The following is a 26,334-nucleotide window of genomic DNA, read 5'->3' as shown; positions in this document are numbered from 1 at the left end:
AGGCTGGCAGGCCCGAAGGGGGCGGCCGCAAGGGCATGCATTCGACAAAGCAGTTCAGGAGACACGGCTTCATGCTTTCCAACTCCAGGCGCCCCGGGCGCTTCATGAGTGGTCCCTCATTGCCGCTGAGCGTGGGTACGGCGGCGCTGCTGTCGCTGGCGGCGTGCGGTGGCGGCAATGACGGCGAATCGCTGCCCCGGCTCGGTGCCGCGACGGCCGCCGCGCTCAACGGCAGCTGCGAGGCCCTGGCCGCGACGCTGGCGGGGCAGGCCAACACCCGCATCAGCGCGGCCAGCACCGTGGCGGCGGGCACGCTGTCGCAGGGCGGGCAGCCGGTGGCCGAGCACTGCCTCGTGACGGGCAGCATGTTCGAGCGCGTCAGCGCGGTCGATGGCCAGCCCTACGCCATCGGCTTCGAGATGCGCTTGCCCAAGGCCTGGAACGGGCGCTTCTACTACCAGGCCAATGGCGGCCTGGACGGCAACGTCAGCACCGCGCTGGGCGCGCTGGGCGGCGGGCCGCTGACGGGAGCGCTGATGCAGGGCTTCGCCGTCATCAGCTCCGACGCCGGCCACACGGCGGCCGTCGGCTCGGGCTTCGGCCTGGACCCGCAGGCGCGCCTGGATTACGGCTACCAGGCGGTGGAGAAGCTCACGCCCATGGCCAAGGAAGCGATCCGCCGCGCCTACGGCAAGGGGCCGGACCGCTCCTACTTTGGTGGCTGCTCCAACGGCGGGCGCCATGCCTTCGTGGCCGCGGCGCGCCATCCCGACTGGTACGACGGCTACCTGGCCGGCGCGCCGGGCTACAACCTGCCCAAGGCGGCGGTGGCCAACATTTGGGGCGCCCAGCGCTACGCCACGCTGGTGAGCGCACCCAACGACCCGGCCACCGGCGCCGGGCTGGCCACGGCCTTCACCGACGCCGAGCGCCGGCTCGTCAGTGCCCGCGTGCTGGCCAGGTGCGACGCGCTCGACGGCGCCAGCGACGGCCTGGTGCAGGACACGGCCGCGTGCCAGGCGGCGTTCAACCCGGCCAATGACCTGCCGACCTGCACCGGCGCGCGCGACGGCAACTGCCTGACCGTGGCGCAAAAGGGCGTGGTGGCCGACATCTTTGCCGGCGCCCGCACCAGCACCGGCGCCGCGGTGTACACCAGCTTCCCCTGGGACTCCGGCTTCGGCGGCGGCACCAACCCCGGTGCCACCAATCCGGTCGGCTCCGGCACCGGGCAGTGGGAGTTCTTCGCGCCGCTGTTCCTCGACTCGGGCTCGGTGGGCCAGGTGTTCACGCCCACGCCGCAGCCCAACGGCTTCAACGGCCCGGCCTTCGCCCTGGGTGCCAACATCGACGCGCTGGTGGCCGGCATCAACGCCACGGGCGGCGTCTATACCGAGTCGGCCATGGGCTTCATGACGCCGCCCAACCCGACCAACCTGGCCGCGCTCAAGAACCGCGGCGCCAAGATGATGGTCTACCACGGCGTGAGCGACGCGATCTTCTCGGCCAGCGACACGCAGGCCTGGTACGACGGCGTGCGCGCCAGCAATGGCGGCGATGCTTCCGGCTTCGCGAAGTTCTACCGCGTGCCGGGCATGGGACACTGCTCGGGCGGCCCGGCCACGGACCAGTTCGACATGCTCACGCCGCTGGTGAGGTGGGTGGAGCAGGGCGAGGCGCCGCAGGCCGTGGTGGCCAGCGCGCGTGGCACGGGCAATGCCGGTGGTGTCAACGCCGACCTCGCGCTGCACGCCTGGAGCGCCACCTGGGCCGCCAACCGCACCCGCCCGCTGTGCCCCTATCCGCAGGTGGCCCGCTACAAGGGCACGGGCAGCCTGGAGAGCGCCGACAGCTTCCGCTGCCAGTAGTAAGCAATGCATGGTCCGAACACCAACCCGTTCGGACTGAGGTATCGAAGGCCGAATCCGGCAGGCTCGGATGGCTGCCCTGCGGTGGGGGCCGTCCAGCCTTCGATACCTCAGGACGAACGGAAAAGGCGCCCGGACCTGCCCGCCTCAAAGGACCCACCATGGACCTCGACAAGCTCATCGCCATCGACATCCACACGCACGCCGAGGTGTCGTGCTGGAACCCCTTCGACAACTACGCCGAGGAGTACGACCGCGCCGCGGACAAGTACTTCAAGGCCGGCAAGCGCCCGACGATTGCCGAGACGGTGGCCTACTACCGCGAGCGCAACATCGGGCTGGTGATGTTCACCGTGGACTCCGAGGCCAAGCTCGGCCGCCGGCGCATTCCCAACGAGGAGATCGCGCAGGCCGCGCGTGACAACGCGGACATGATGGTGGCCTTTGCCAGCATCGACCCGCACAAGGGCAAGATGGGCGCGCGCGAGGCGCGCCGCCTCATCGAGGAGGAAGGGGTCAAGGGCTTCAAGTTCCACCCCACGGTGCAGGACTTCCTGCCCTATGACCGCATGGCCTGGCCGCTGTATGACGTGATCGCCGAATACAAGCTGCCGGCCATCTTCCACAGCGGGCATTCGGGCATCGGCAGCGGCATGCGCTGCGGCGGCGGGCTCAAGCTGGCCAACTCCAACCCGATGCTGCTCGAAGAGGTGGCCATCGACTGGCCCGACATCGAGATCGTCATCGCGCACCCGAGCTGGCCGTGGCAGGACGAGGCGCTGTCGCTGGCGCTGCACAAGCCCAACATCTGGATCGACCTCTCGGGCTGGAGCCCGAAGTACTTCCCGCCCCAGCTGGTGCAGTACGCCAACTCGCTGCTCAGGGACCGCATGCTCTTCGGCAGCGACTACCCGCTCATCACGCCCGAGCGCTGGATGAAGGACTTCGACGAGGCCGGCTTCAAGCCGGAGGTCAAGCCGCTGATCTTCAAGGAGAACGCGGCGCGGCTGCTGCGGCTGCGCTGAGCGCTCACGGCCGGGGTTGCGCCAGCAACCCGGGCATACGCAGTTCCACAACCACAAGGGAAAGAGGAGACATGAAGAAGTACACCGTCATCGCCGCCGCGGCCGTTGCCGCCGCCGGCCTCGCCCACGCCCAGGCGCCCGCGGCGGCGGGGCCGAGCGTGCAGCTCTACGGCCTGATCGACACGGCCGTGGAGCGTCTCAACCACGTCGCGCCCGCGGGCGGCTCGCTCACGCGCATGCCCAACATCACGGCCACGCTGCCCTCGCGCTGGGGCCTGCGCGGCAGCGAGGACCTGGGTGGCGGCATGCGCGCCATCTTCACGCTGGAGTCGGGCTTCAGCCCCGACACCGGCGGGCTGAACCAGGCCGGGCGGCTGTTCGGGCGCCAGGCCTTCGTGGGCGTGGCCAGCAGCAGCTTCGGCCAGCTCACGCTGGGCCGGCAGTACAGCTATTTCTACCTGTCCATGCTCGACGCGGGCGTGTTCGGGCCCAACCTCTACGGCGTGGGCTCGCTCGATCCGTACATTCCGCAGGCACGCTTCGACAACGCCATCGCCTGGCAGCACCGCTGGGGCGCCTTCAGCGCTGGCCTGAACTACAGCCTGGGCCGCGACATCGGCGCCGCGCCGGGCGGCACGGCCTGCGGCGGCGAGCGCGCCGACGATGCCCAGGCCTGCCGCGCGGCCTCGGCGATGGTGAAGTACGACGTCGCCAACTGGGGCGCCGCGCTGTCGTGGGATCGCCAGAAGGGCGGCCCCGGCGCCGCCGCGGGCCTGGGCAGCAGTGCCCTGAGCGACGAGCGCCTGTTCGCCACGGCCTACGCCAAGCTCGGCGCCTGGAAGGTGGGCGCGGGCTGGATCCGCCGCGACAACGAGGGCAGCGCCACGCCGCGCAGCAACATCGGCTACGTCGAGGCGGCCTACGCCGTCACGCCGGCGCTGTCGCTGGAGGCGCAGTACGCGCAACTCGACTACCGCAACAGCCCCAACGAGGCCAAGCTCGTGTCGCTGCGCACGACCTACAGCCTGTCCAAGCGCACGGCGGCCTACGTCACGGCCGGGCACATCAGCAATGACGGCACGCTCAACCTCTCGGCCAGCGGCGGCTCGCCCGGCGGCAACCCCGTGGCCGGCGGCAGCCAGACCGGCGTGGCGGTGGGCGTGCGGCACGCGTTCTGACACGCCGATCCGGGCTGCAAAATGGCCCGGTTGTCCGGCCCGCATCGCGTATCGACGCGGCGCGGGCCGGACCCGCTTCCGCCACGACAAGGAGACCTGCATGACGCCAGCACAGCCGGCCGCGGTGAGCCGCTTCCCGGTGCCTGAATTGAAGGACATTCCCGACGACATTCGCGAGCGGATACTTGCTGTCCAGGAGAAGTCGGGCTTCATCCCGAATGTGTTTTTGGCGCTGGCGCACCGGCCGGATGAATTCCGCGCATTTTTCGCGTACCACGACGCGCTGATGGAAAAGCCCGGCAACCTGAGCAAGGCCGAGCGGGAAATGATCGTCGTGGCCACCAGCGCCGCGAACCAATGCCAATATTGCGTCATCGCGCACGGCGCGATATTGCGCATCCGGGCCAAGAACCCGCTGATTGCCGACCAGGTGGCGGCGAATTACCGCAAGGCCGACATCACCGGGCGGCAGAAGGCGATGCTCGATTTCGCCATGAAGGTGTCGCAAACCGCGCACCTGGTCGGCGAGGCCGATTTCGATGCGCTCAAATCCCACGGATTTGTCGAGGCGGACATCTGGGACATTACGGCCATCGCGGGATTCTTTGGCATGTCGAACCGGCTGGCCAATGTGGCCAATATCCGGCCCAACGCCGAGTTCTATTCGCTGGGTCGTTGAGAATATCGGCCGTGGACTGAAGGCAGTTCATTCACGGCCTATTTCATTTCGCCGGCCAGGCTGCGCGCCCGCCGGCGCTTCCACGGCGCCCACTTCAGCTCGCTGACCAGCAGCCCGACCAGGATCAACGCCGCGCCCAGCAGGGCTGGCGCCGGCAGCCGGTCACCGGCCAGGCGGCCGACGATGCCGCCCCACACCGGCTCGCCGGCATAGATCAGCGTGGCCCGCGTGGGCGACACCTCGCGCTGCGCCCAGTTCATCGCCAGCTGGATCAGCGCGCTCATCATCCCGAGCCCGAGCGCGCTCGCGAGCCAGACCCAGGAGAAGGCCGGCACCGCCTCGCCGGCCACCGGCATGGCCAGCAGCGACAGCAGCCCCGCGGCCAGCAGCTGCACCACGGTGACGCGGCGCAGGTCCACGTGCCCGGCGTAGTGGCTGATGAGGATGACTTCCGCCGCGATCGCCACCGCGCCCAGCACCGTCAGCAGCTCGCCGCGCCCCAGGCCGAGGCTGCCGGGCTCGGGACCGGCCAGCAGCACCAGCCCGGCGAAGGCCAGCGCGATGCCGACCCAGGCCATGGCGCGCGGCGGCTTGCGCAGCACCAGCCACTGCAGCAGCGGCACCAGCGGCACGTACAGCGCGGTGATGAACGCCGACTGGCTGCTGGTGATGGTCTGCAAGCCCGCCGTCTGCAGCCCGTAGCCCAGGAAGATGGAGGCACCGATGACCAGCCCCGCGCGCAGCTCGCGCCCGGTGAGGCCCGCCAGGGCGCGCCGGAACACCAGCGCGGTGAGCAGCCCGGCCGTCACGAAGCGCAGGCCCACGAAGAAGAGCGGGCCGCTGTGGCGCATGGCGGTGTGCACGATCAGGAAGGTCGTGCCCCACAGCATCGTGATGCCGACGAGCACGGCTTCCTGGCGGCTCAGGCGCGGCGCCATACTGCGGAGCAAGAGGGGAATTCGAAGGGTGTGCAGCATACTGCGCAACATCATATGAGCAATAAACTGCACAGCGCTGGGCCACGCTCGGATGTGCTGGCTTTCGTGGGTGAAAACCTGCGCCGCCTGCGCCACCGCGCGGGGCTGAGCCAGGCGGCGCTGGCGCAGGCCTCGGGCATCAGCCGGCGCATGATCGTGGACCTGGAGGGCGGGGACACCAACATCAGCCTCTCCAGCCTGGACCGGCTGGCCGAGGCGCTGGGTGCGACCTTCGTGGAGATCGTCAGCGACCCGAATGCGCAGAGCAAGCGCATCGACGCCCTGGCCTGGCGCGGCAAGGCCCCGGAGAGCCGGGCCCTGCTGCTGGGCAGCGTGCCGGCGCGGCGCGAGGCGCAGCTGTGGTCGTGGTCGCTGGGCGAGGGCGAGCGCTACGACGCGGAGCCCGACCCCGAGGGCTGGCACGAGATGGTGGTGGTGGTCGAGGGCTGCCTGCGCATCGAGCTGCAGGAAGGGCCGGTGACGGTGCCCGCCGGCGACTACGTCATCTACAGCAGCGCCCAGCCCTACGCCTACAGCAACGCCTTCGCGGGCGTGACGCGCTTCATTCGCAACGTGGTGGCTTGAGGCCGCTCATTGCGGGTGCGAGACGGGCGGCGCGGCGGACCGCAGGGGCGCGCGCTCCCTGGCCCAGGCCCACAACCGCCACGCCCCCTCCCGCGCCGGCCGGCTGAAGCGCCGCACGGCCCAGGCCAGCAGCGCGATGGACAGCGCCAGCCCCGCCAGGCCCATCGCCCACGTCAGCCACAGCGCCGGCAGCGCCCAGGGCATCACGGCGTCGAGGGCGGGCGGCGGGGCCTGCAGCAGGTCCAGCGACCACTGGGCGAATTCCTTGGCCGTCTGGATGTCGGCTTCGCTCACGTCGGTCCAGGCCAGCAGCCAGCCCGGCGCGGTCCAGCCGGCCACCGACTGCGCCAGCGCCGGCGCCTGTCCCGATCCGGCCAGCGACAGCAGCCATTGCAGGGCGGAGGACGCGGCCCAGGCCAGCGCCGTCCAGGCCAGGACCAGCAGCAGCCCGGCGCTCCAGAGAATGCGTTTCATGGTGGTGCTCCCTTCGCTCAACGCCGGCCCTTGACGTCCTGGGCCAGGATCTCGCCGCTGCGCGCGTCCACGTCCATCTCCACGCGCCGGCCCTTGTCGTCGCGGGCCTCGACCTCGTAGAGCTTGTCGCCCTTGCGCTCGATTTCGCGGATGTCGTGGTAGCCCAGCGACGCCAGGCGTTCGATCACCTGCTGGAAGCTCATGGCCGCGGCGGGCGTCGCCGCGGCGGGCGCGGGAGCCTGCGCCGGCGCGGACGCCGGTTGGGCGACGGCCACGAGGGCCGCCGTGGCCAGCGCGGCGGCCAGGGTGGCGCGGAAGCGATGGAAGACGTTCATGGTCCGGATCCTCGCAGTGGGATGGTTCGACATGGGGCGGATGCTGAGCCGCGCGCCATGAATGCCGCATGAACGGGCCGTTCACCGCCCGTTCATGCGCCGGCCTGTACCCTTGCCCGTTCCATGGCCGTGCCCGCTGTCCCGTCGAACGTCCGCCTCCGCCACGCCGCCCGCGCGCTGGCGCTGGCGGCGGCCTGCCTCGCGGGCAGCTGCGTGCCCGTGGCGGCCGGCGACGGCAGCGCCGAGCGGGCGCTGCGCGAGCGCGGGCGCGGCACCATCGTGGCGCTGGAGTCGCTCGTCCGGCAGGTGTCGGCGCAGCTGCCCGGGCGGCTGCTCGAAGCCGAGCTGGAAGAGGACGACGGCCGCCTCGTCTACGAGCTGACCTGGCTGCTGCCCGACGGCCGGCGCCTGGAGATCGAGCTCGATGCCCGCGACGGCACCTGGCTGTCGCTGCAGGGCCCCCGCCTGGAGACGGCCTTCCGCCGCGCGCCGGCCGCCGCGCAGGCGCCCAAACCCGGAGACAAGCGATGAGGCTGCTGGTGGCCGAGGACGACCCCGCGCTGGCGCAACAGCTGCGCCAGGCGCTGCGGGACGCGGGCTTCGCCGTGGACGTGGCGGACAACGGCATCGACGCCGAGCACCTGGGCCGCCATGAGCCCTTCGACGCCGTGGTGCTGGACCTGGGGCTGCCGGGGCGCGACGGCCTGTCGGTGCTGCAGGCCTGGCGCGGTGCCGGCATCGCCGTGCCGGTGCTGGTGCTCACGGCGCGCGGCAGCTGGCAGGAGAAGGTGCTGGGCATCGACGCCGGCGCCGACGACTACCTGGGCAAGCCGTTCCAGATGGAAGAGCTCGTCGCGCGGCTGCGCGCGCTGGTGCGGCGCAGCGGCGGACTGGCCAGCGCGGTGCTGCGCATCGGCGCGGTGGCCTTGGACACGCGCGCCTGCGCGCTGCAGGTGGACGGCCGCGAGGTGCCGCTCACCGGCCACGAGTACCGCGTGCTGGCCTACCTGATGCACCAGCGCGAGCGCGTGGTGTCGCGCACCGAGCTCTACGAGCACGTGTACGCGCAGGACGCCGAGCGCGACAGCAACACGCTGGACGTCTTCATCGCCCGGCTGCGCCGCAAGCTGCCCGACGGTTTCATCAGCACGGTGCGCGGGCTGGGGTGGCGCATCGGCGCTGGCGGCGGCGGCGACGGCGAGCCGTGACGCGGCAGCCACCGTCCCCGTCCGGGGCCGAAGCCGTTTCCCTGCGCCGGCGCCTGCTGCTGGCCGCGGCGGCCGGCATCGCGCTGGGGCTCGGCGCCGTGGGCGTGCTGCTGGTGCTGCTGTTCAGCCGCCATGTCGAGCAGGAGCTGGCCGAGCGTGCCGGCGTCCAGCTCGACGCGCTCACCGCCGGCCTGGCGGTGGTGCCGGGCGCCGGGCCGGACGAGTCTGCGGTGGCAGCACGGGTGGAATTGCGCCGCGAGCCGCCCGACCCCGCATTCCGCCAGCCGCTGGGCGGGCTGTACTGGCTGGTCGAGGTGCCCGGCGCGCAGCCGCTGCGCTCGCGCTCGTGGTGGGACACGCCGCCCGACCCGGCGCTGGCGCCGCGCTGGGCCGCGCTGCGCGGGGGCGAGACGCTGCGCCTCTCGACCACCGGCCCCGGCGCGCAGCCGCTGCTGCTGTGGGCGCGGCGCGTGGAGCTGGCCGGGCTGGAGGCGCCCGTGGCGGTGGCCGTGGCGGCCGACGCGACGCGGCTGCGCGGCATGACGCGCAGCTACGCGCGCACGGTGGCCGCGGCGCTGGCGGTGCTGGCGCTGGCGCTCTGGGCGGCGGCCTGGTGGCAGGTGAGGGCGGGCCTCGCGCCGCTGGCGCGGCTGCAGTCCGCGCTGCAGCGGCTGCGCCGCGGCGAGGCGCAGGCCGTGGAGGGCACTTATCCGGCCGAGGTGCAGCCGCTGGTGTCCGACCTCAATGCCGTGCTGGAGGACAACGCGCGCCTGGTGCGCGAGGCGCGCGAGCAGACCGGCAACCTGGCGCACGGCCTGAAGACGCCGCTGGCGGTGGTGGGCAACGCCGCCGCGCGATGGCCGGGCGAGGAGGGCGCACTGGTGCGCGCGCAACTGGCGCTGCTGCAGCGGCAGGTGGAGCTGCACCTGGTGCGCGCGCGCGCCGCGGCGCGCGCCCTGTCGGGGCCGCGCGGCGGCGCCGGCACGGGCGTGGCCGAGGTGCTCGACGAGCTGCTGCGCGTGATGCCGCGGCTGCATGCCGAGCGGGCGCTGCATTTCGAGCGCGAGCTGCCGCCGCAGGCGCAGCCGGTGGCGATGGAGGCCGACGCGCTGCAGGAGCTTCTGGGCAACCTGCTCGACAACGCCTGCAAGTGGGCGCGGCAGCGGGTGCGGGTGTGCGTGGTGGCGCCGGCACCCGGATCCGCGGACGCGCGCCCGCTGCTGTGCATCGAGATCCACGACGACGGGCCCGGCATCCCGCCGGCGCAGCGCGCGACGGCCCTGCAGCGCGGCCAGCGCCTGGACGAGCGCGCGCCCGGCAGCGGCTTGGGCCTGGCCATCGCCGACGAGCTGGCGCGGCTGCACGGCGGAGAGCTGGCGCTGGAGGACTCGCCGCTGGGCGGGCTACTGGCGCGGGTGAGGTTGCCCACGGCGGGGCATTGATCCGCCAACTTGGCGGGCAAGGGATAATCGCCGGCTTTGCCCGGCGCGCGGCTCCAGCGGGGTCCGCCCAGGCGTGCAAGGGCCCTGCTTGCCCGGGCCCGAACCCCTCCCGCGTCACTCTCCAGCCGACCACGAGACATGCCTGCCTACCGTTCCAAGACTTCCACCGCCGGCCGCAACATGGCGGGGGCGCGCTCCCTGTGGCGCGCCACCGGCATGAAGGACGATGACTTCTCCAAGCCGATCATCGCGGTCGTCAACTCCTTCACGCAGTTCGTGCCCGGGCACGTGCACCTGAAGGACCTGGGACAGCTCGTGGCGCGCGAGATCGAGGCCGCCGGCGGCGTGGCCAAGGAGTTCAACACCATCGCCGTCGATGACGGCATCGCCATGGGCCATGACGGCATGCTGTACTCGCTGCCCAGCCGCGACATCATCGCGGACTCGGTCGAGTACATGGTCAACGCGCACTGCGCCGACGCCATGGTGTGCATCTCCAACTGCGACAAGATCACGCCCGGCATGCTCATGGCCGCCATGCGGCTCAACATCCCCGTGGTCTTCGTCTCCGGCGGCCCGATGGAAGCCGGCAAGACGCGCCTGGCCAACCCCGTGACCAAGACCGTCGAGCTGCGCAAGCTCGACCTGGTGGACGCGATGGTGATGGCGGCCGATCCGGCCTATTCGGATGCCGACGTGGCCGAGGTCGAGCGCTCGGCCTGCCCGACCTGCGGCTCGTGTTCGGGCATGTTCACCGCCAACTCGATGAACTGCCTGACCGAGGCGCTGGGCCTGTCGCTGCCGGGCAACGGCACGGTGGTGGCCACGCACGCCGACCGCGAGCAGCTGTTCAGGCGCGCCGGCCGCCGCATCGTCGAGCTGTGCCGCCAGTACTATGAGCAGGAGGACGCGCGCGTGCTGCCGCGCGCCGTGGGCTTCAAGGCCTTCGAGAACGCGATGACGCTGGACATCGCCATGGGCGGCTCGACCAACACCATCCTGCACCTGCTGGCCATCGCACGCGAGGCGGAGATCGAGTTCAGCATGGCCGACATCGACCGCCTCTCGCGCGTCGTGCCGCAGCTGTGCAAGGTGGCGCCCAACACCAACAAGTACCACATCGAGGATGTGCACCGCGCCGGCGGCATCATGGCCATCCTGGGCGAGCTCGACCGCGCCGGCAAGCTGCACACCGACGTGCCCACCGTGCACGCGCCCACGCTGGGCGATGCGCTGGACCAGTGGGACATCGTGCGCACGCAGGACGAGGCCGTGCGCAACTTCTACCTCGCCGGCCCGGCCGGCATCCCGACGCAGGTGGCCTTCAGCCAGAGCACGCGCTGGCCCAGCCTGGACCTGGACCGTGCCGAGGGCTGCATCCGCGCCGTCGAGCACGCCTTCTCCCAGGAGGGCGGCCTGGCGGTGCTCACGGGCAACATCGCGCTCGACGGCTGCGTGGTCAAGACCGCCGGCGTGGACGAGAGCATCCTGGTGTTCGAGGGCACGGCGCACGTGACCGAGTCGCAGGACGAGGCGGTGGAGAACATCCTCAGCGGCAAGGTGCAGGCCGGCGACGTGGTGATCGTGCGCTACGAGGGCCCCAAGGGCGGCCCCGGCATGCAGGAAATGCTCTACCCGACCAGCTACATCAAGTCCAAGGGCCTGGGCAAGGCCTGCGCGCTGCTGACCGACGGCCGCTTCTCCGGCGGCACCTCGGGCCTGTCCATCGGCCACTGCTCGCCTGAAGCTGCCGCCGGCGGCGCGATCGGCCTGGTGCGCAACGGGGACCGCATCCGCATCGACATCCCCAACCGCACGATCAACGTGCTGGTGTCCGACGAGGAACTGGCGCACCGCCGCGAGGTGCAGGACGCCAAGGGCTGGAAGCCGGCGCAGCCGCGCCCGCGCAAGGTGTCCGCGGCCCTCAAGGCCTACGCCAAGCTGGTGATGTCGGCCGACAAGGGCGCGGTGCGCGACCTGTCGCTGCTGGACGACTGAAAACACGGCTGCCAAGCCGCTGGTAGGAGACCTCGAACCGGCCGCACGTTGTTTCACCGGCTGGGCCAGACCGGCTCGTTCTCCTTCAAAGTTCGGCATCGCTTTTGACTTTGAAGGAGACGCTCATGGACGGCCTGGGCACCTTGTTGATCACCGGCGGCAGCCGCGGCATCGGCGCCGCCACGGCGCGGCTGGCCGCGTGCAGCGGCTACGACGTCTGCCTGACCTACGCCTCGCGGCCCGACGCCGCGCAGGCCGTGGCCGCCGAGGTCGAGGCCGCGGGCCGGCGCGCGCTGTGCGTGCAGGCCGATGCCCGTGATGCCGACTTCGCCGAGCGCGTGCTCGCCGGCATTCCCGAGGCCTTCGGCCCGCTGGTGGGCCTGGTCAACAACGCCGGCATCACCGGGCCGCTGGGCGCGTTCCCGCAAGCGAAGCCCGAGACGCTGCGCGCCGTGTTCGAGGTCAACGTGCTGTCGCTGATGCTGCTGACGCAGCGCGTGGTGCAGCGCTGGCAGGCACAGGGCCAGGGCGGGTGCGTCGTCAACGTCTCCTCGGTGGCGGCCACGCTGGGCTCGCCCGGCGAGTACGTGCACTACGCCGCGTCCAAGGCGGCCGTTGAAACCTTCACCGTCGGGCTGGGCAAGGAGCTGGCGGCGCAGGGCATCCGCGTCAACTGCGTGTCGCCGGGCACCACGCTCACCGACATCCACGCCGCCATGGGCGACCCCGGCCGGCCGCAGCGCGTGGCCGCGCGCATCCCGATGCAGCGCCCGGGCCACGCCGAGGAGATCGCAGAGGCGATCATCTGGCTGCTGTCGGACAAGGCCGCCTACGTCACCGGGACGGTGTTGAAGGTGGCGGGCGGGATGTAGCGCTGCCCGGTCCGGCTCCCGCCAGGACCACGGCGGCCGCCCGCCGGCGGCGCGGGACAACCCCGGGGTTCGCCCGAGCGGGTTAGTCCGGATGGGTGAACCTGAAACCGGTTCCTAGGATGGCGTCCAACTGGTCAGGCCACCTAGCCATCACATCACCATGCCGATCCAGGCCATCGAGCCGCGCCGTCTCTACCGACAGATCGCCGATCAGCTGCGGGCGCTGATCGACGGCGGCGAGTTCACGCCGGGGGCGCGGTTGCCGGCCGAGCGCGAGCTGGCGCAGCAGCTGGGCGTGTCGCGTCCTTCCGTGCGCGAGGCGCTGATCGCGCTGGAGGTCGAGGGCGTGATCGAGGTACGCATGGGCTCGGGCATCTACGTGCGCCCGCGTGCCGCGCGCGCCGTGGAGTCGGCCAGCGAAGCCTCGGCGGTGGACGGGCCGCTGGAGACGATCCGCGCGCGCCAGGTGGTCGAGGGCGAGCTCGCGGCGCTGGCGGCGCAAGCCGCCAGCCCGGCGCTGGTGGCGGCGCTGGCCGAGGCGGTGGACCTGATGGAGCAGGACATCGACGCCGGGCTGATGCCGCTGCGTGGCGACCGGCTCTTTCACCTGCGCATCGCCGAGGCGGCGGAGAACGCGCCGCTGCTGCGCGTGGTGACGCAGCTCTTCGACGAGCGCAACAACCCGCTGTTCGAGCGCCTTGGGCGCCATTTCGAGAACGCCGCCAACTGGCGCGCCGCCGTGGCCGAGCACCGCCGCGTGGTGCAGGCTGTGGCCGCGGGCAGCCCGGACGCGGCGCGCGCGGCGATGCGCGAGCACCTGCAGCGCTCGCACGACCGCTTCATCGCCAACTGGCCCGCCACCGACGCGGCCCCGCTGCGCTCGCCGGATCGCATTGCGCCCTGAACGGGGCGCGCCGGGCGGCGCCCACGCTTGCCCGATCAACCAAGAGGCCCTCCAAGGCCGACCACAGGAGACGACATGGACCGACGCCTTGCCTTCAAGACCGCCCTGACCGCGCTGGCCCTGGCCGCCGCCGGCGCCGCGAGCGCGCAGACCAAGCTCAAGTGGGCCCACGTCTACGAGACTTCCGAGCCCTTCCACAAGTGGTCGGTGTGGGCCGCCGAGGAGATCAAGAAGAGGAGCGGCGGCAAGTACCAGATCGACGTCTATCCGGCGTCGCAGCTGGGCAAGGAGAACGACATTAACCAGGGCCTGTCCCTGGGCACGGTGGACATGATCATCTCCGGCTCCAGCTTCGCGGCGAAGAGCTTCCCGCGCATCGGCGTCACGTACTACCCGTACACCTTCCGCGACGTCAACCACCTGCTGGCCTACACGAAGAGCGACATCTACAAGGAGCTCACCGCGGGCTACGAGCAGAAGTCGGGCAACCAGATCATCGCCACGACCTATTACGGCGTGCGCCACACCACCAGCAACAAGCCGATTGCCAAGTGCGCGGACATGAAGGGCCTGAAGATCCGCGTGCCCGACGTGCCGGCGTACCTGGCCATGCCGCGCGCCTGCGGCGCCAACACCACGCCGATCGCCTTTGCCGAGGTGTACCTGGCGCTGCAGAACGGCACCGTCGAGGCGCAGGAGAACCCGCTGCCCACGATCGAGGCCAAGAAGTTCTTCGAGGTGCAGAAGCACATCGTGCTCACCGGCCACATCGTGGACCACCTCAACACCGTGGTGTCCGGCGCGCTGTGGAAGAGGCTGCCCGATGCCGACCGCAAGATGTTCACCGACGTGGCGCACGAGGCGGCGGAGAAGGCCTCGCAGGAAGTCGCCGCCAAGGAGAAGGAACTGGTCGGCACCTTCAAGGCCAAGGGCCTGACCGTCACCGAGGTCAACACCGCGGAGTTCCGCGACACGGTGCTCAAGAACGTGTCCTTCGAGCAGTTCGGCTACCAGAAGGCCGACTGGGAGCGCATCCAGGCGCTGGTGAAGTAAGCCGGTCCGCACCGCCATGGCCGCCACGCATCCCGACATGAAGCTGCACGCCGTGAATGCCGCCAATGCCGCCAATGCCGCCAACGCATCCAACGCTGCGAACGCGGCCGCCGGCGCCGGGCACGCGCTGCCCGGCGCGGACACCGAGGCCGAGACCCGCGCCATTGCCGCGAGCTTCGCCCAGGCCGACGGGCGCCCCGTGGACCTCTCGGGCTACGGGCTGGAGGACTGGATCTGCCTGGGCTTCTTCTGGCTCATGACGGGGCTGGTGGTCGTGCAGTTCTTCACCCGCTACGTGCTCAACGACAGCTTCGCCTGGACCGAGGAGCTGGCGGTGTACTGCCTGATCCCGGTGGTGTTCATCGGCGCGGCGGCCTGCGTGCGGCGCAGCCGCCACATCCAGGTCAACCTGGTGTACCGCTGGCTGCCGGGCCTGCCCGGGCGCCTGCTGGCCACGGCGGTGGACGTGCTCAACACCGCGTTCTTCGCCTACGCGGCGTGGCTGATCGCGCGCTTCGCGCTGGCCGTGGACAACGAGCCCATGACCACCATCGACTGGAACAAGAGCCACGTCTACTGGCTCGCCTTCGCCGGCATGGTGCTCATGGCCGCCCGCTCGCTCCAGGTCGGCGTGCGGCACCTGCGCCAGGGCTTCAGCGCGCTGGAGCGGCCCGAGGCCTACGAGTGAATTGAAGTACGGGGAGCCTTTGGCATGCTGATCCTGGTTGGTTCCTTCCTCGCGCTGATGCTCGTCGGCGTACCCGTGGCGGTGGCGCTGGCCGGCGCCTCGCTGCTGTTCATCGTGGTGTCGGGCTCGGTGCCCGACATCGTGGTGGCGCAGCGCATGATCGCCGGCATCGAGTCGTTCCCGCTGCTGGCCGTGCCCTTCTTCATCCTGGCCGGCAACCTGATGAACATCGCCGGCATCACCGGGCGCATCTACAGCTTCGCCGTGGCGCTGGTGGGCTGGATGCGCGGCGGCCTGGGGCAGGTGAACATCGTCGGCTCGGTGGTCTTCTCGGGCATGTCGGGCACGGCCATCGCCGACGCCGCGGGCCTGGGTTCCATCGAGATCAAGGCCATGAAGGACCATGGCTACAGCACCGAGTTCGCCGTGGGCGTCACGGCCGCCTCGGCCACGCTGGGGCCGATCATCCCGCCCTCGCTGCCCTTCGTGATCTACGGGATGATGGCCAACGTCTCCATCGGCGCGCTGTTCCTCGCCGGCGTGCTGCCGGGCGTGTTCATGACGCTGCTGATGATGGTCACGGTGGCGTACTTCGCGCGCAAGAACAACTGGGGCGGCGACGTCGCCTTCCATTGGGGGCGCCTGGGCGGCGCGGCGCTGGAGATCGGCATCGTGCTGGCCTTCCCGCTGGCGGTGTGGCTGCTGACCACGCGCGCGGGCGTCTCGCCCAACCTGGCCGCGGGCATCGCCTTCGCCGTGCTGCTGGCGCTGGACTGGAAGTTCAACTTCTCGGCGGTGATGGCGCTGATGGCGCCGGTGATCCTGATCGGCGGCATGACCATGGGCTGGTTCACGCCGACCGAGGCCGCGGTGGCGGCCGTGATCTGGGCGCTGTTCCTGGGCCTGGTGCGCTACCGCAGCATGACGCTGCGCACGCTGGTCAAGGCCAGCTTCGACACGGTGGAGACGACCGCCTCGGTGCTGTTCATCGTCACGGCGGCCTCGGTGTTCGCCTGGCTGCTGACCACCACGCAGGCCGCGCAGCAGCTCACCGACGCGATCCTGTCGGTCACGGACAACAAGTGGGTATTCCTGCTGCTGGCCAACCTGCTGATCCTGTTCGTGGGCTGCTTCATCGACACGATTGCCGCCATCACGATCCTGGTGCCGATCCTGCTGCCCATCGTGCTCAAGCTCGGCATCGACCCGATCCACTTCGGCCTGATCATCACGCTCAACCTGATGATCGGGCTGCTGCACCCGCCGCTGGGCATGGTGCTGTTCGTGCTGGCGCGCATATCGAAGCTCTCGGTGGAGCGCACCACCATGGCAATCCTGCCGTGGCTGGCGCCGCTGCTGCTGGCGCTCATCGCCATCACCTACATCCCCGCGATCACGCTGTGGCTGCCGCAGCAGCTGGGGATGCTCAAGTAGTCAAGCCAACAAGGATTCGTCACCCATGAGACTTCAGGGCAAGACCGCCTTCCTCACCGCGGCGGGACAGGGCATCGGCCGCGCCACGGCGCTGGCCTTCGCGCGCGAGGGCGCGGCCGTGATCGCCACCGACATCGACACCGCGCTGCTCGACGCGCTGGCCGGCGACTTCGACGCGATGGGCGCGAGCGGCTGCCGCGTGCAGCGCCTGGACGTGCGCGACGCCGCTGCGATCCAGGCCGCCGCGGACCGGGCCGGCGCGGTGGACGTGCTCTTCAACGGCGCGGGCTTCGTGCACGCCGGCGACGTGCTGGCCAGCACCGATGCGGAGCTGGACTTCGCCTTCGACCTCAACGTCAAGTCGATGGCACGCACGATCCGCGCCTTCCTGCCGGGCATGCTGGCCGAGGGCAGCGGCTCCATCGTCAACATCGCCTCGGTGGCCGGCAGCATCAAGGCGCCGGTGAACCGCTTCGTCTACGCCACCAGCAAGGCGGCGGTGGTGGGGCTGACCAAGTCGGTGGCCGCCGACTTCGTGGGCCGCGGCATCCGCTGCAACTGCATCTGCCCGGGCACGGTCGAGTCGCCCTCGCTGCGCGACCGCATCGCGGCGCAGGCGGCGGCCAGCGGCAAGTCCGAGGCCGAGGTCGAGGCGCTGTTCGTGTCGCGCCAGCCCATGGGGCGGCTCGGCCGGGCCGAGGAGATCGCGGCGCTGGCCGTGTACCTCGCCAGCGACGAGTCCGCCTTCACCACCGGCACGGCGCAGGTCATCGACGGCGGCTGGTCGAACTGATACGACACGCGCTACGCATGCCCCCCAACCCGTTCGCCCTGAGGTATCGAAGGGTGAATCCGACAGGCTGATGCGAAGCCATGAGACCGCTGGCCATTGATCCGTTCGCACTGAGGTATCGAAGTGCGAATCCGCCAGGCTCGGTTGGCTGCCTCCCAGCTCGGGCCGTTCATCCTTCGATACCTCAGGACGAACGGAATATTTCAACGGCTTTTGCTTCACCAGAACCGACACGTCACCCATGAAACTCCTCCGCCATGGCGCCCGCGGCGCCGAACGTCCCGCCCTGCTCGATGCGCAGGGCCAGCTGCGCGACCTCTCCGGCGTGATTCCCGACATCACCCCCGACACGCTGCGCCCGGAAAGCCTGCGCCGTCTGCAGGAGATCGACCCGTCCACGCTGCCGCTGCTGCCTGAGCCGTCGCGCATCGGCACGCCGTGGAAGCACGGCGGAAAGTTCATCTGCGTGGGCCTGAACTACGCGGACCACGCCGCCGAGTCGAACCTGCCGGTGCCGGCCGAGCCGGTGCTGTTCATGAAGGCCTGCAGCGCCACCGGCCCGAACGACCCGGTGGTGATGCCGCAGGGCTCGGTCAAGACCGACTGGGAAGTGGAGCTGGGCGTGGTCATCGGCCGGCGCGCGCGTTATGTCAGCGAGGACGAGGCGCTGGACTGCGTCGCCGGCTATTGCGTCATCAACGACGTGTCCGAGCGCGAGTACCAGCTCGAGCGCGGCGGCACCTGGGACAAGGGCAAGGGCTGCGACACCTTCGGCCCCATCGGCCCGTGGCTGGTGACGCGCGACGAGGTGCCGGATCCGCAGAACCTCAACCTGTGGCTGGAGGTCAACGGCCGGCGCTGGCAGGACGGCAACACCCGCACCATGGTGTTCGGCGTGAAGCAGCTGGTGGCCTACATCAGCCGTTTCATGACGCTGGAGCCGGGCGACGTGATCAGCACCGGCACGCCGCCGGGCGTGGGCCTGGGCGCCAAGCCGGCCCCGATGTACCTCAAGGCCGGCGACGTGATGCGCCTGGGCATCGAGGGCCTGGGCGAGCAGCGCCAGGCGGTGCACGCCTGGGACGCGCGGCTGCTGGACGACTGAAGCCATTGAACCACCTGAACCGCCCGAACCGGAGTTGGTTATGGACCCCGTGATCCGCATCCATCCCGCCGACGACGTCGTCATCGCGCGGCAGCAGCTCGTGCCGGGCACGCGCATCGACAGCCTCGGGCTCACGGTGCAGGGCCTGGTGCCACCGGGCCACAAGCTGGCCGTGCGCGACGTGAGCGCCGGGCAGCCGGTGCGGCGCTACAACCAGGTCATCGGCAACGCCACGCGCGCCATCGCCGCGGGCCAGCACGTGCACGTGCACAACCTGGCCTTCGGCGACTTCGAGCGCGCGCTGGAGGTGGGCGTGGACGCGCGGCCCACGCCCGCGGCCGTGCCGCAGGCCACCTTCGAGGGCATCGTGCGCGGCGACGGCCGCGTCGCCACGCGCAACTACATCGGCATCCTCAGCTCGGTGAACTGCTCGGCCACGGTGGCGCGCGCCATCGCGGACCACTTCAAGGGCCATCCGCGCCTGCCGGCCGAGGCCCAGCCGCTGGCGGCCTATCCGAACGTGGACGGCGTGGTGGCGCTCACCCACGGCCTGGGCTGCGCCACCGACAGCGAGGGCGAGGCGCTGAAGCTGCTGCGCCGTACGCTGGGCGGCTACGCGCGGCATGCGAACTTCGCGGCGATCCTGGTCATCGGCCTGGGTTGCGAGACCAACCAGGTGGCCGGGCTGATGGCGCAGGAAGGGCTGCAGCCGTCCACGAAGCTGCACGTCTTCAACATCCAGGACAGCGGCGGCACGGCGCAGAGCGTGGCGCATGGCGTGGCGCTGGTGGAGAGCCTGCTGCCCGAGGCGAACCGCGTGCGGCGCCAGCCGGTGCCGGCGAGCCACCTGACGGTCGGGCTGCAGTGCGGCGGCTCGGACGGCTACTCCGGCATCAGCGCCAACCCGGCGCTGGGCGCGGCGGTGGACCGGCTGGTGGCGCATGGCGGCAGCGCCATCCTGTCGGAGACGCCCGAGATCTACGGCGGCGAGCACCTGCTGGCGCGCCGGGCGGTGAGTGCCGAGGTGGCGGCGAAGCTGATCGAGCGCGTGCGCTGGTGGGAGCGCTACACCGCGCGTAACGACATGAGCCTGGACAACAACCCCAGCGCCGGCAACAAGGCCGGTGGCCTGACCACGATCCTGGAGAAGTCGCTGGGCGCCATCGCCAAGAGCGGCACCACCGCGCTGGTGGACGTGCTGGAGTACGCGCAGCCGGCCACCGCGCGGGGCCTGCTGTACATGGACACGCCGGGCTACGACCCGGTCTCGGCCACGGGGCAGGTGGCCGGCGGCGCCAACATGATCGTCTTCACCACCGGCCGCGGCTCGGCCTACGGCTGCGCGCCGGCGCCCAGTTTGAAACTCTCGACCAACACCGCGCTGTGGAATCGGCAGCGCGACGACATCGACCTCAACTGCGGCGGCATCGTGGACGGCGAGGCGAGCGTCGATGAGGTCGGCGAGACCATCTTCCGCCGGATGCTGGCCACGGCTTCCGGACGGAAGACCCAGAGCGAGCGCCACGGCTACGGGCAGCACGAGTTCGTGCCCTGGTCGCTGGGCGCGGTGATGTGAGCCGTTTCGGACAGGAAGCAGTGCATGACCGTTGAAAGTATTGAACTCATCCATTGCCCCGCCGACGCCCTGCGCGCCTGGGGCCGCGCCTGCCTGCAAGCCATGGACGTGCCCGAAGCCGATGCGCGCTGCGTGGCCGACGCGCTGGTGCAGACCAGCCTGTGGGGCGTGGACTCGCACGGCATCGCGCGGCTGCCGCACTACCTGAGCCGGCTGCAGGCCGGCTCGGTCAAGGCGCGGCCCGCCATCCGCGACGAGGTCACCGGCGCGGGCACGGCCCAGGTGCACGGCGACCGCGGCCTGGGCATCGTGGTGGCCGACCATGCGAACCGGCTGGCGATGCGGCTGGCGCGGGAGGCCGGCGTCGGCGCGGTGGGCGTTTCCGACAGCTCGCACTGCGGCGCCATCGGGCTGTACGTGCGCGCGGCGGCCAGGGAAGGGCTGATCGGCCTGGCCTTCACGCATGCCGACAGCATTGCCGCGCCGCATGGCGGGCACCGGCCGCTGCTGGGCACCAACCCGATTGCCATCGCCTTTCCGCGCGCTGGCGGTGAGCCGGTGTGCCTGGACATGGCCACCACCTCGATTCCCTGGAACCGCGTCATGAACGCGCGCCGCGAAGGCGCCGTGCTGCCCGAAGGCGTGGCCGTGGACGGCGAGGGCCGCCTCACCACCGACGCCAATGCGGCCGCCGCGCTGTTGCCGCTGGGCGGCGCCGGCTACGGCCACAAGGGCTACGCGCTGGCCTTGCTGATCGAGCTGCTGTGCGGGCCGCTCCATGGCAACCCGTGGGGGCCGCACATCCCGCCGATGTATGCGCAGCTGGACCGCCCGCGCGAGCTGGGCGCCTTCTTCATCGTGCTCGACCCGATGCGCTTTGCCGGCGGCGCGATGCTGGCCGCCACCGTGGCGCTGATGGCGCAGGAAGTGGCCGCCGAGCCCGGTGCGCCGCGCATGCCCGGCGACCCGGAGCTGCAGCGCCAGGCCGCGCGCGTCGTGTCCGGCATCCCGCTGGAGCCGGGGCTGGTGGCGCAGATGCGCGAGTGGAGCCAGCGGCTGGACGTGCCCGCGCCGGCCTGAGGGCGGCCGCGGGCCGCGCGGCGCCCGGCTGCCACAATGGGCCTTCAATGCAGCACGCCGGCCCCGCGCGGGCCCCGCTTTTCGCCCATGAAGCCTGATTTCGAGGCGCGCGGCGCCGCAGTCCCGTCGCCCTTCACCGGCGAAGGCGAGATGGCGCGGCGCATGCGCGGCTTCGACTGGGCCGGCACGCCGCTGGGGCCGGTGGGGCAATGGCCGCACAGCCTGCGCACGGCCGTGTCCGCGCTGCTGGAGTGCCGGCTGCCGATGTACGCGGCCTGGGGTCCGGCGTTCACGCAGCTCTACAACGACGGCTACTGCGCTGTCCTGGGCCACAAGCACCCGGCGGCGCTCGGGCGCTCCGCGCGCGAGACCTGGGCCGAGATCTGGGACACGGTCGGCCCGATGTGGGCACGGGTGATGGACGGCGAGGCCATCGGCTTCGACGACTTCCAGCTCACCATCGACCGCGCCGGCTATCCCGAGGACTGCTGGTTCAACTTCTCCTACAGCCCGCTGCGCGACGACGCGGGGCGCGTCGCGGGCGTGCTGGTCACCTATGCCGAGACCACGCAGCGCGTGCTGGCCGAGCGGCGGCTGCGCTTCCTCGACGAGCTGTCGCAGGCCACGCGTGGCGTGGCCGAGCCGGCCGAGGCGATGCGCGTGACGGCGGCGATGCTGGGCCGCTGGCTGGGCGTCAGCCGCTGCGCCTATGCGCACGTGCTGCCGGACCAGGACACCTTCGACCTGGTCGGCGACTACAACGACGGCGTGCCCAGCATCGTCGGGCGCTACCGCTTCACGGACTTCGGCGCCGAGGTGCACCGCCTCATGCTCGCCGGCGAGGCCTACGTCAACGGCGACGTGGACACGGATCCCGTGACCGCCGGCGGCGACCTGTCGGCCTACCGGCACACCCGCATCCAGGCCGTGATCTGCGTGCCGCTGCTCAAGGACGGCCGCTTCGTGGCCGCGATGGCGGTGCACCAGGCCGTGCCGAGGCGCTGGACGGCTGACGAGGTCGAGTTGCTGCAGACCGTGGTGGAGCGCTGCTGGGAGCTGCTCGCGCGGCTGCGCGCGCAGGCCGCGCTGCGCGAGGAGGCGCACTCGCTGGAGGTGCTCAACCGCACCGGCGCGGCGCTGGCGGCGGAGCTGGACCTGGAGACGCTGCTGCAGCGCGTCACCGACGCCGCCACCGAGCTCACCGGCGCGCGCTGGGGCGCCTTCTTCTACAACGGCGTGGACGAGCGCGGCGAGGCGATGCTGCTTTACACGCTGTGCGGCGCGCCGCGCGAGGCCTTTGCCAGGCTCGGGCATCCGCGGCCCACGGCGCTGTTCGGGCCGACCTTCCGCGGCGGGCCGCCGATCCGCATCGACGACGTGCTGGCCGACCCGCGCTACGGGCAGTGGGGCCCGCACCACGGCATGCCGCCGGGACACCTGCCCGTGCGCAGCTACCTCGCCGTGGGAGTGGCCTCGCGCTCGGGCGAGGTGTTCGGCGGGCTGTTCTTCGCGCATCCCGAGCCGGGCATGTTCAGCGAGCGCAGCGAGCGGCTGGCCGCGGGCATCGCGGCTCAGGCTGGCATCGCCATCGACAACGCGCGGCTGTATGCCCGCGCGCAGCAGTCCGCGCGCGAGCGCAAGGAGCTGCTGGAGAGCGAGCGCGCCGCGCGCGTGGAGGCCGAGCACGCCAGTCGCGTCAAGGACGAGTTCCTGGCCACGCTCTCGCACGAGCTGCGCACGCCGCTGAGCGCGATCTCGGGCTGGGTGCACATCCTGCGGCGCAAGCTGGCGGACGCCGCGCCCGAAGTGCGCAAGGGCGTGGAGGTGATCCGCCGCAGCACGCAGATGCAGGTGCAGCTCATCGACGACCTGCTCGACATGAGCCGCATTACCTCCGGCAAGCTGGTGCTGGACCTGCAGCCGGTGTCGCCCGAGGCCGTGGTGCAGGCGGCCGTGGACGTGATCGCCCCCGGCGCGGCCGACGCCGGCGTGACGCTCACACTCGCGCTGGAGGGCACCGGGCCCGTGACCGGCGACGCCGGGCGGCTGCAGCAGGTGGTGTGGAACCTGCTGGCCAACGCGGTGAAGTTCACGCCGCGCGGCGGCGAGGTGCGGGTGGAGCTGTCTGCCGAGGACGGCGAGGCCGCGATCCGCGTGGCCGACACGGGCGTGGGCATCCGCGCGGAGTTCCTGCCGCACCTGTTCGAGCGCTTCCGGCAGTCCGACGGCTCGATCACGCGCCAGTTCGGCGGCCTGGGACTGGGCCTGTCGATCGTGCACCGGCTGGTGGAGATGCACGGCGGCAGCGTGGCGGCGCACAGCGACGGCGAGGGCCGCGGCGCCACCTTCACCGTGCGGCTGCCGCTGCGCGGCACGACGCTGCTGCCGCGACGGCCGGGTGCTGCCGGCCACGCGCCGGAGATGACGCCTGAGCAGCTGCAGCACCGCCTGGCGCGCCGGCGCGTGCTGGTGGTGGACGACGACGCCGACGCGCGCGAGATGCTCAGGCGCGTGCTGGAGGAATGCGGCGCGCGCGTGGACCTGGCCGAGAGCGCGCAGGCCGCGCTGCAGGCGTTGCGTGCGCAACGCTACGACGCGCTCGTCTCCGACATCGGCATGCCCGGCACCGACGGCTACGAGCTGATCCGCCAGGTGCGGCGGCTGCCGCCCGAGGCGGGCGGCAGCGTGCCGGCGGCAGCGCTCACGGCCTTCGCCCGGCCACAGGACCGCGAGCGCGCGCTGGCGGCCGGCTACGCGCTGCACTTCGCCAAGCCGATCGAGCCGGGGGCGGTGCTGGCGGGGGTGGCGGCGCTGGTGTCGGCGGAAACGGACGAAGGCCGGGAAGACCGCCCCGGCCCGGGCTGATCAGCGCCCCGCGCCGGCCACGACCCGCCGCAGCCCCTGCGGATCGAGCAGGTGAATCTCACGCTGCCGCACCTCCAGCAGCCCCTGGGCCTGGAAGGCTGAAAAGGCACGGCTGACCGTTTCCAGCGTCAGGCCCAGGTAGCTGCCGATGTCCTCGCGCGTCATGCGCAGCACCAGCGCGGCGCCGGACCAGCCCAGCGCCTGCAGCCGCTGCGCCAGGTCGAGCAGGAAGGCCGCCAGCCGCTCGCGGGCGCGCATGCCGCCCAGCAGCAGCATCACGGCGTGGTCGCGGTTCACGATGCGGCTCATGCCGCGCAGCAGTTGCCGCTGCAGCGCGTGGCCGGCCTCGGACGCCTGCGCCAGCGGTGCGCAGGAGATCACGCACACCTGCGAGTCCTCCAGCGCCACGGCGTCCACCGTGTGGCGCCCCGTTTCCAGCGCGGCCAGGCCCAGCAGGTCGCCCGGCATCTGGAAGCCCGTCACCTGCGTGCGCCCGTCCTCGGCGGCGGTGCAGGTCTTGAAAAAGCCGGTGCGCACGGCGTAGAGCGCCGTCAGCGCATCGCCGGCCTGGAACAGCCGCTGGCCGCGCGGCACCGCGCGCTGCGTGCTCACCAGCGCTCCAATCGCGGGCAATGCCGGCGCCGGCAGCCCCGCCGGCAGGCACTGCGCGCGCAGGCGGCAATCGGCACAGCCGGACTGCGGCCGCGGCCTGGGCGTGTCCGCAGAGGGTAAAAGGGACGTGTCGTGAAACTGCATGCCAAACTGTATACAGTCGGGCATGCATTCCAGCGTGAACCCCGGCCGCGGCGATGGCTTCCAGGCCGGGCGCGGGCCCGGGAAGCCGGTCCGGCCGGGTCTCGCCTTTCCTGCCTGCCTTGCCACTGCCGCGGGCACGGTGCTGCGCGGCCTGGCGCAGGTGTTGCTGCTGCGTACGGCCACGGCGGGGCTGCTGGTGCTGATCGGGCTGGCCCATGCCCGACCGGCGCTGGCGGCCGCGGCGCTGCTGGGCAGCGCGCTGGGGTGCTGCGCGGCGGCGCTGTGCCCGTCCCTGCGCGAGGACGCACGCCAGGGCCTGCACGGCTACAACGCCGCGCTGGCGCTGATGGTCCTCGTCGCAGGCTTCGAGTTTTCTCCCGCGCTGGCGGCCGTGGCCGTCGCGCTCCCGGTGCTGCTCGTGCCGCTGCGGCAGGCGGCGCGGCGCTGGCCGGTGCCGATCTACACGGTGCCGTTCCTGATATGCGCGTGGGGATTGCCGGCGGCCGCGTCGTGGTTGGGCCTGGAACCGATGCCGCTTCCGCCCGCGCCGGCCGCAGGCCCGGCCGAGGGCCTGCTGCACGGCCTGTCCCAGGTGCTGTTCGTGCAAAGCGTGCCGGCCGGGCTGTGCGTGCTGCTGGCCGTCGCGCTGGAGTCGCCGCGGCTGGCGCTGCTGACGCTGGCGGCATCGGCACTGGGCCTGCTGATCGGGTTGCTGGTGGGCGTGCCCGGCGCCGCGCTCGGCGCGGGCCTGGCCGGCTTCAACGCGGTGCTGTGCGCGCTGGCGCTGGGCCGCGCGCTCCCGGCCGTGCCGACGCTGGTGGCCGCCGCGGGCGCGGCGCTGCTGTCGCTGGCGGCGCAGCGCGCGGGCGTTCCGGCGTGGAGCGCGCCTTTCATCCTGTGCGCCTGGGCCGCGCTCTGGCAGGCGCGCCTCGCCACGCCCGGCGCGGACGGCGGCCCTGCCGCCCGGGAATAGCTGCCATTCCCGCGCAGCGGACCCTGATACGGGTTAACGCGAAGCCGTTTGGATACTGAGGTGTATACACTTTCCCTCCAGGTCGCCGCGGAGCCCGCGCCGCAGCCCCCAGCGCTGCAGCCAGCTTGCGACCCTCGCTCCTCACAGAGCCCGCTGTGGTGAGGGGAAGAAGCCGGTGGCCGCCACGCGCCGCCGGCACTTCCTGCGGTACCCCCCCATGGACGTCTCGTACCTCATCGACTGGGCCAACCTGCTGCTTCGCTGGGCCCACGTCATCACCGCCGTCGCCTGGATCGGCGCCTCGTTCTACTTCGTCATGCTCGACAACAGCCTCAGTGCGCCCACGCACGAGGACCTGAAGAAGAAGGGCGTGGACGGCGAGATGTGGGCCGTGCACGGCGGCGGCTTCTACCACTCCAACAAGTACATGGTGGCGCCGAAGTGGCTGCCGCTGCCCCAGAACCTG

At 71.7% G+C, this 26,334-nt stretch carries 25 protein-coding genes; 21 read left to right on the top strand and 4 right to left on the bottom strand.

The window, feature by feature from the left end:
• Nucleotides 1-71: 71 nt before the first annotated feature.
• The 4 genes from FJ694_RS16875 (at nucleotide 72) to FJ694_RS16860 (ending at nucleotide 4,750) form a co-directional block, all read left to right on the top strand.
• On the top strand, nucleotides 72-1,868 hold the full coding sequence (locus tag FJ694_RS16875; protein WP_375140229.1) for a tannase/feruloyl esterase family alpha/beta hydrolase: 1,797 nt from the start codon (nucleotides 72-74) through the stop codon (nucleotides 1,866-1,868).
• Between the two features lie 161 nt (nucleotides 1,869-2,029).
• Entirely contained in the window at nucleotides 2,030-2,893 is an 864-nt protein-coding gene (locus FJ694_RS16870; protein ID WP_157268410.1) for an amidohydrolase family protein, read from the top strand.
• A 71-nt stretch (nucleotides 2,894-2,964) separates the two neighbouring features.
• Entirely contained in the window at nucleotides 2,965-4,071 is a 1,107-nt protein-coding gene (locus FJ694_RS16865) for a porin (RefSeq protein ID WP_157268409.1), read from the top strand.
• A 100-nt stretch (nucleotides 4,072-4,171) separates the two neighbouring features.
• A complete protein-coding gene (locus tag FJ694_RS16860) occupies nucleotides 4,172-4,750 on the top strand; it encodes a peroxidase-related enzyme (RefSeq protein ID WP_157268408.1) in 579 nt (192 codons plus the stop codon).
• A 38-nt stretch (nucleotides 4,751-4,788) separates the two neighbouring features.
• Here FJ694_RS16860 and FJ694_RS16855 read toward each other — a convergent pair whose 3' ends face one another.
• Nucleotides 4,789-5,727, bottom strand: coding sequence for a DMT family transporter (locus FJ694_RS16855; RefSeq protein WP_375140228.1), 939 nt, complete (start codon nucleotides 5,725-5,727; stop codon nucleotides 4,789-4,791).
• A gap of 15 nt (nucleotides 5,728-5,742) precedes the next feature.
• On the opposite strand from FJ694_RS16855, the gene FJ694_RS16850 reads away from it, so the two are divergent.
• The gene (locus FJ694_RS16850; protein ID WP_157268407.1) at nucleotides 5,743-6,312 is read left to right on the top strand and encodes a helix-turn-helix domain-containing protein; all 570 of its coding nucleotides are present in this window, start codon (nucleotides 5,743-5,745) and stop codon (nucleotides 6,310-6,312) included.
• A gap of 6 nt (nucleotides 6,313-6,318) precedes the next feature.
• Here FJ694_RS16850 and FJ694_RS16845 read toward each other — a convergent pair whose 3' ends face one another.
• Together FJ694_RS16845 and FJ694_RS16840 are read right to left on the bottom strand one after the other, a co-directional pair.
• Complete coding sequence (locus FJ694_RS16845; protein ID WP_157268406.1) at nucleotides 6,319-6,786, bottom strand: hypothetical protein; 468 nt, start codon at nucleotides 6,784-6,786, stop codon at nucleotides 6,319-6,321.
• Nucleotides 6,787-6,803: 17 nt separating this feature from the next.
• Nucleotides 6,804-7,121 carry a PepSY domain-containing protein gene (locus FJ694_RS16840; RefSeq protein WP_157268405.1) on the bottom strand — a complete coding sequence of 106 codons (318 nt, stop codon included), beginning with the start codon at nucleotides 7,119-7,121 and terminating at the stop codon, nucleotides 6,804-6,806.
• A gap of 123 nt (nucleotides 7,122-7,244) precedes the next feature.
• Between FJ694_RS16840 and FJ694_RS16835 the strand changes: the two genes are divergently transcribed.
• The 14 genes from FJ694_RS16835 to FJ694_RS16770 all read left to right on the top strand — a co-directional run bounded on the left by FJ694_RS16835 (nucleotide 7,245) and on the right by FJ694_RS16770 (nucleotide 24,139).
• Nucleotides 7,245-7,652, top strand: coding sequence for a PepSY domain-containing protein (locus tag FJ694_RS16835; protein WP_157268404.1), 408 nt, complete (start codon nucleotides 7,245-7,247; stop codon nucleotides 7,650-7,652).
• Nucleotides 7,649-8,329 carry a response regulator transcription factor gene (locus FJ694_RS16830; protein WP_157268403.1) on the top strand — a complete coding sequence of 227 codons (681 nt, stop codon included), beginning with the start codon at nucleotides 7,649-7,651 and terminating at the stop codon, nucleotides 8,327-8,329. Before FJ694_RS16835 ends, FJ694_RS16830 begins: the two co-directional genes overlap by 4 nt.
• The gene (locus FJ694_RS16825; RefSeq protein WP_157268402.1) at nucleotides 8,326-9,771 is read left to right on the top strand and encodes a sensor histidine kinase; all 1,446 of its coding nucleotides are present in this window, start codon (nucleotides 8,326-8,328) and stop codon (nucleotides 9,769-9,771) included. The genes FJ694_RS16830 and FJ694_RS16825 overlap by 4 nt, the downstream gene beginning before the upstream one ends.
• Before the next feature lie 138 nt (nucleotides 9,772-9,909).
• A complete protein-coding gene (ilvD, locus tag FJ694_RS16820) occupies nucleotides 9,910-11,769 on the top strand; it encodes a dihydroxy-acid dehydratase (RefSeq protein ID WP_157268401.1) in 1,860 nt (619 codons plus the stop codon).
• 125 nt (nucleotides 11,770-11,894) lie between these two features.
• Nucleotides 11,895-12,641, top strand: a complete 747-nt coding sequence (locus tag FJ694_RS16815) for an SDR family oxidoreductase (RefSeq protein WP_157268400.1) — start codon at nucleotides 11,895-11,897, stop codon at nucleotides 12,639-12,641.
• Nucleotides 12,642-12,801: 160 nt separating this feature from the next.
• Nucleotides 12,802-13,545 (top strand): FadR/GntR family transcriptional regulator, encoded by a 744-nt coding sequence (locus FJ694_RS16810; protein ID WP_157268399.1) that lies wholly within the window; start codon nucleotides 12,802-12,804, stop codon nucleotides 13,543-13,545.
• Between the two features lie 75 nt (nucleotides 13,546-13,620).
• Nucleotides 13,621-14,598: a sialic acid TRAP transporter substrate-binding protein SiaP gene (locus FJ694_RS16805; protein WP_157268398.1), complete on the top strand. Its 978-nt coding sequence runs from the start codon at nucleotides 13,621-13,623 to the stop codon at nucleotides 14,596-14,598.
• A 37-nt stretch (nucleotides 14,599-14,635) separates the two neighbouring features.
• A complete protein-coding gene (locus FJ694_RS16800; RefSeq protein ID WP_157268456.1) occupies nucleotides 14,636-15,286 on the top strand; it encodes a TRAP transporter small permease in 651 nt (216 codons plus the stop codon).
• 24 nt (nucleotides 15,287-15,310) lie between these two features.
• Nucleotides 15,311-16,720: a TRAP transporter large permease gene (locus FJ694_RS16795; RefSeq protein WP_157268397.1), complete on the top strand. Its 1,410-nt coding sequence runs from the start codon at nucleotides 15,311-15,313 to the stop codon at nucleotides 16,718-16,720.
• 25 nt (nucleotides 16,721-16,745) lie between these two features.
• Entirely contained in the window at nucleotides 16,746-17,513 is a 768-nt protein-coding gene (locus FJ694_RS16790) for an SDR family oxidoreductase (RefSeq protein ID WP_157268396.1), read from the top strand.
• A 241-nt stretch (nucleotides 17,514-17,754) separates the two neighbouring features.
• Nucleotides 17,755-18,618 carry a fumarylacetoacetate hydrolase family protein gene (locus tag FJ694_RS16785; RefSeq protein WP_157268395.1) on the top strand — a complete coding sequence of 288 codons (864 nt, stop codon included), beginning with the start codon at nucleotides 17,755-17,757 and terminating at the stop codon, nucleotides 18,616-18,618.
• Nucleotides 18,619-18,658: 40 nt separating this feature from the next.
• Entirely contained in the window at nucleotides 18,659-20,194 is a 1,536-nt protein-coding gene (locus FJ694_RS16780) for a D-arabinonate dehydratase (protein ID WP_157268394.1), read from the top strand.
• A gap of 24 nt (nucleotides 20,195-20,218) precedes the next feature.
• Nucleotides 20,219-21,274 (top strand): Ldh family oxidoreductase, encoded by a 1,056-nt coding sequence (locus FJ694_RS16775; protein ID WP_157268393.1) that lies wholly within the window; start codon nucleotides 20,219-20,221, stop codon nucleotides 21,272-21,274.
• An 87-nt stretch (nucleotides 21,275-21,361) separates the two neighbouring features.
• The gene (locus tag FJ694_RS16770; protein WP_198320870.1) at nucleotides 21,362-24,139 is read left to right on the top strand and encodes an ATP-binding protein; all 2,778 of its coding nucleotides are present in this window, start codon (nucleotides 21,362-21,364) and stop codon (nucleotides 24,137-24,139) included.
• Here the strand turns inward: FJ694_RS16770 and FJ694_RS16765 are convergent, their stop codons facing one another.
• Nucleotides 24,140-24,751 carry a helix-turn-helix domain-containing protein gene (locus tag FJ694_RS16765; protein WP_310735049.1) on the bottom strand — a complete coding sequence of 204 codons (612 nt, stop codon included), beginning with the start codon at nucleotides 24,749-24,751 and terminating at the stop codon, nucleotides 24,140-24,142.
• A 166-nt stretch (nucleotides 24,752-24,917) separates the two neighbouring features.
• Here FJ694_RS16765 and FJ694_RS16760 point away from each other — a divergent pair, with 166 nt between their 5' ends.
• Nucleotides 24,918-25,868, top strand: coding sequence for an urea transporter (locus FJ694_RS16760; RefSeq protein ID WP_157268390.1), 951 nt, complete (start codon nucleotides 24,918-24,920; stop codon nucleotides 25,866-25,868).
• 217 nt (nucleotides 25,869-26,085) lie between these two features.
• On the top strand, nucleotides 26,086-26,334 hold a 249-nt coding region (locus FJ694_RS16755), incomplete at its 3' end, for a urate hydroxylase PuuD (protein ID WP_198320869.1).

The sequence above is a fragment of the Azohydromonas aeria genome, from assembly GCF_009760915.1.
In the GTDB taxonomy this organism is placed as follows: Bacteria; Pseudomonadota; Gammaproteobacteria; order Burkholderiales; family Burkholderiaceae_C; genus Azohydromonas; species Azohydromonas aeria.
Note: the sequence above shows the minus strand (reverse complement) of the source record. Positions and strands in the feature narration are given on the sequence as shown.

What these genes read in the sequence shown, in the direction of transcription:
- FJ694_RS16875 (WP_375140229.1), top strand. Translation starts at nt 72, where the DNA reads ATGCTTTCCAACTCCAGGCGCCCCGGGCGCTTCATGAGTGGTCCCTCA.
- FJ694_RS16870 (WP_157268410.1), top strand. Translation starts at nt 2,030, where the DNA reads ATGGACCTCGACAAGCTCATCGCCATCGACATCCACACGCACGCCGAG.
- FJ694_RS16865 (WP_157268409.1), top strand. Translation starts at nt 2,965, where the DNA reads ATGAAGAAGTACACCGTCATCGCCGCCGCGGCCGTTGCCGCCGCCGGC.
- FJ694_RS16860 (WP_157268408.1), top strand. Translation starts at nt 4,172, where the DNA reads ATGACGCCAGCACAGCCGGCCGCGGTGAGCCGCTTCCCGGTGCCTGAA.
- FJ694_RS16855 (WP_375140228.1), bottom strand. Translation starts at nt 5,727, where the DNA reads ATGCTGCACACCCTTCGAATTCCCCTCTTGCTCCGCAGTATGGCGCCG.
- FJ694_RS16850 (WP_157268407.1), top strand. Translation starts at nt 5,743, where the DNA reads ATGAGCAATAAACTGCACAGCGCTGGGCCACGCTCGGATGTGCTGGCT.
- FJ694_RS16845 (WP_157268406.1), bottom strand. Translation starts at nt 6,786, where the DNA reads ATGAAACGCATTCTCTGGAGCGCCGGGCTGCTGCTGGTCCTGGCCTGG.
- FJ694_RS16840 (WP_157268405.1), bottom strand. Translation starts at nt 7,121, where the DNA reads ATGAACGTCTTCCATCGCTTCCGCGCCACCCTGGCCGCCGCGCTGGCC.
- FJ694_RS16835 (WP_157268404.1), top strand. Translation starts at nt 7,245, where the DNA reads ATGGCCGTGCCCGCTGTCCCGTCGAACGTCCGCCTCCGCCACGCCGCC.
- FJ694_RS16830 (WP_157268403.1), top strand. Translation starts at nt 7,649, where the DNA reads ATGAGGCTGCTGGTGGCCGAGGACGACCCCGCGCTGGCGCAACAGCTG.
- ilvD (WP_157268401.1), top strand. Translation starts at nt 9,910, where the DNA reads ATGCCTGCCTACCGTTCCAAGACTTCCACCGCCGGCCGCAACATGGCG.
- FJ694_RS16815 (WP_157268400.1), top strand. Translation starts at nt 11,895, where the DNA reads ATGGACGGCCTGGGCACCTTGTTGATCACCGGCGGCAGCCGCGGCATC.
- FJ694_RS16810 (WP_157268399.1), top strand. Translation starts at nt 12,802, where the DNA reads ATGCCGATCCAGGCCATCGAGCCGCGCCGTCTCTACCGACAGATCGCC.
- FJ694_RS16805 (WP_157268398.1), top strand. Translation starts at nt 13,621, where the DNA reads ATGGACCGACGCCTTGCCTTCAAGACCGCCCTGACCGCGCTGGCCCTG.
- FJ694_RS16800 (WP_157268456.1), top strand. Translation starts at nt 14,636, where the DNA reads ATGAAGCTGCACGCCGTGAATGCCGCCAATGCCGCCAATGCCGCCAAC.
- FJ694_RS16795 (WP_157268397.1), top strand. Translation starts at nt 15,311, where the DNA reads ATGCTGATCCTGGTTGGTTCCTTCCTCGCGCTGATGCTCGTCGGCGTA.
- FJ694_RS16790 (WP_157268396.1), top strand. Translation starts at nt 16,746, where the DNA reads ATGAGACTTCAGGGCAAGACCGCCTTCCTCACCGCGGCGGGACAGGGC.
- FJ694_RS16785 (WP_157268395.1), top strand. Translation starts at nt 17,755, where the DNA reads ATGAAACTCCTCCGCCATGGCGCCCGCGGCGCCGAACGTCCCGCCCTG.
- FJ694_RS16780 (WP_157268394.1), top strand. Translation starts at nt 18,659, where the DNA reads ATGGACCCCGTGATCCGCATCCATCCCGCCGACGACGTCGTCATCGCG.
- FJ694_RS16775 (WP_157268393.1), top strand. Translation starts at nt 20,219, where the DNA reads ATGACCGTTGAAAGTATTGAACTCATCCATTGCCCCGCCGACGCCCTG.
- FJ694_RS16770 (WP_198320870.1), top strand. Translation starts at nt 21,362, where the DNA reads ATGAAGCCTGATTTCGAGGCGCGCGGCGCCGCAGTCCCGTCGCCCTTC.
- FJ694_RS16760 (WP_157268390.1), top strand. Translation starts at nt 24,918, where the DNA reads ATGCATTCCAGCGTGAACCCCGGCCGCGGCGATGGCTTCCAGGCCGGG.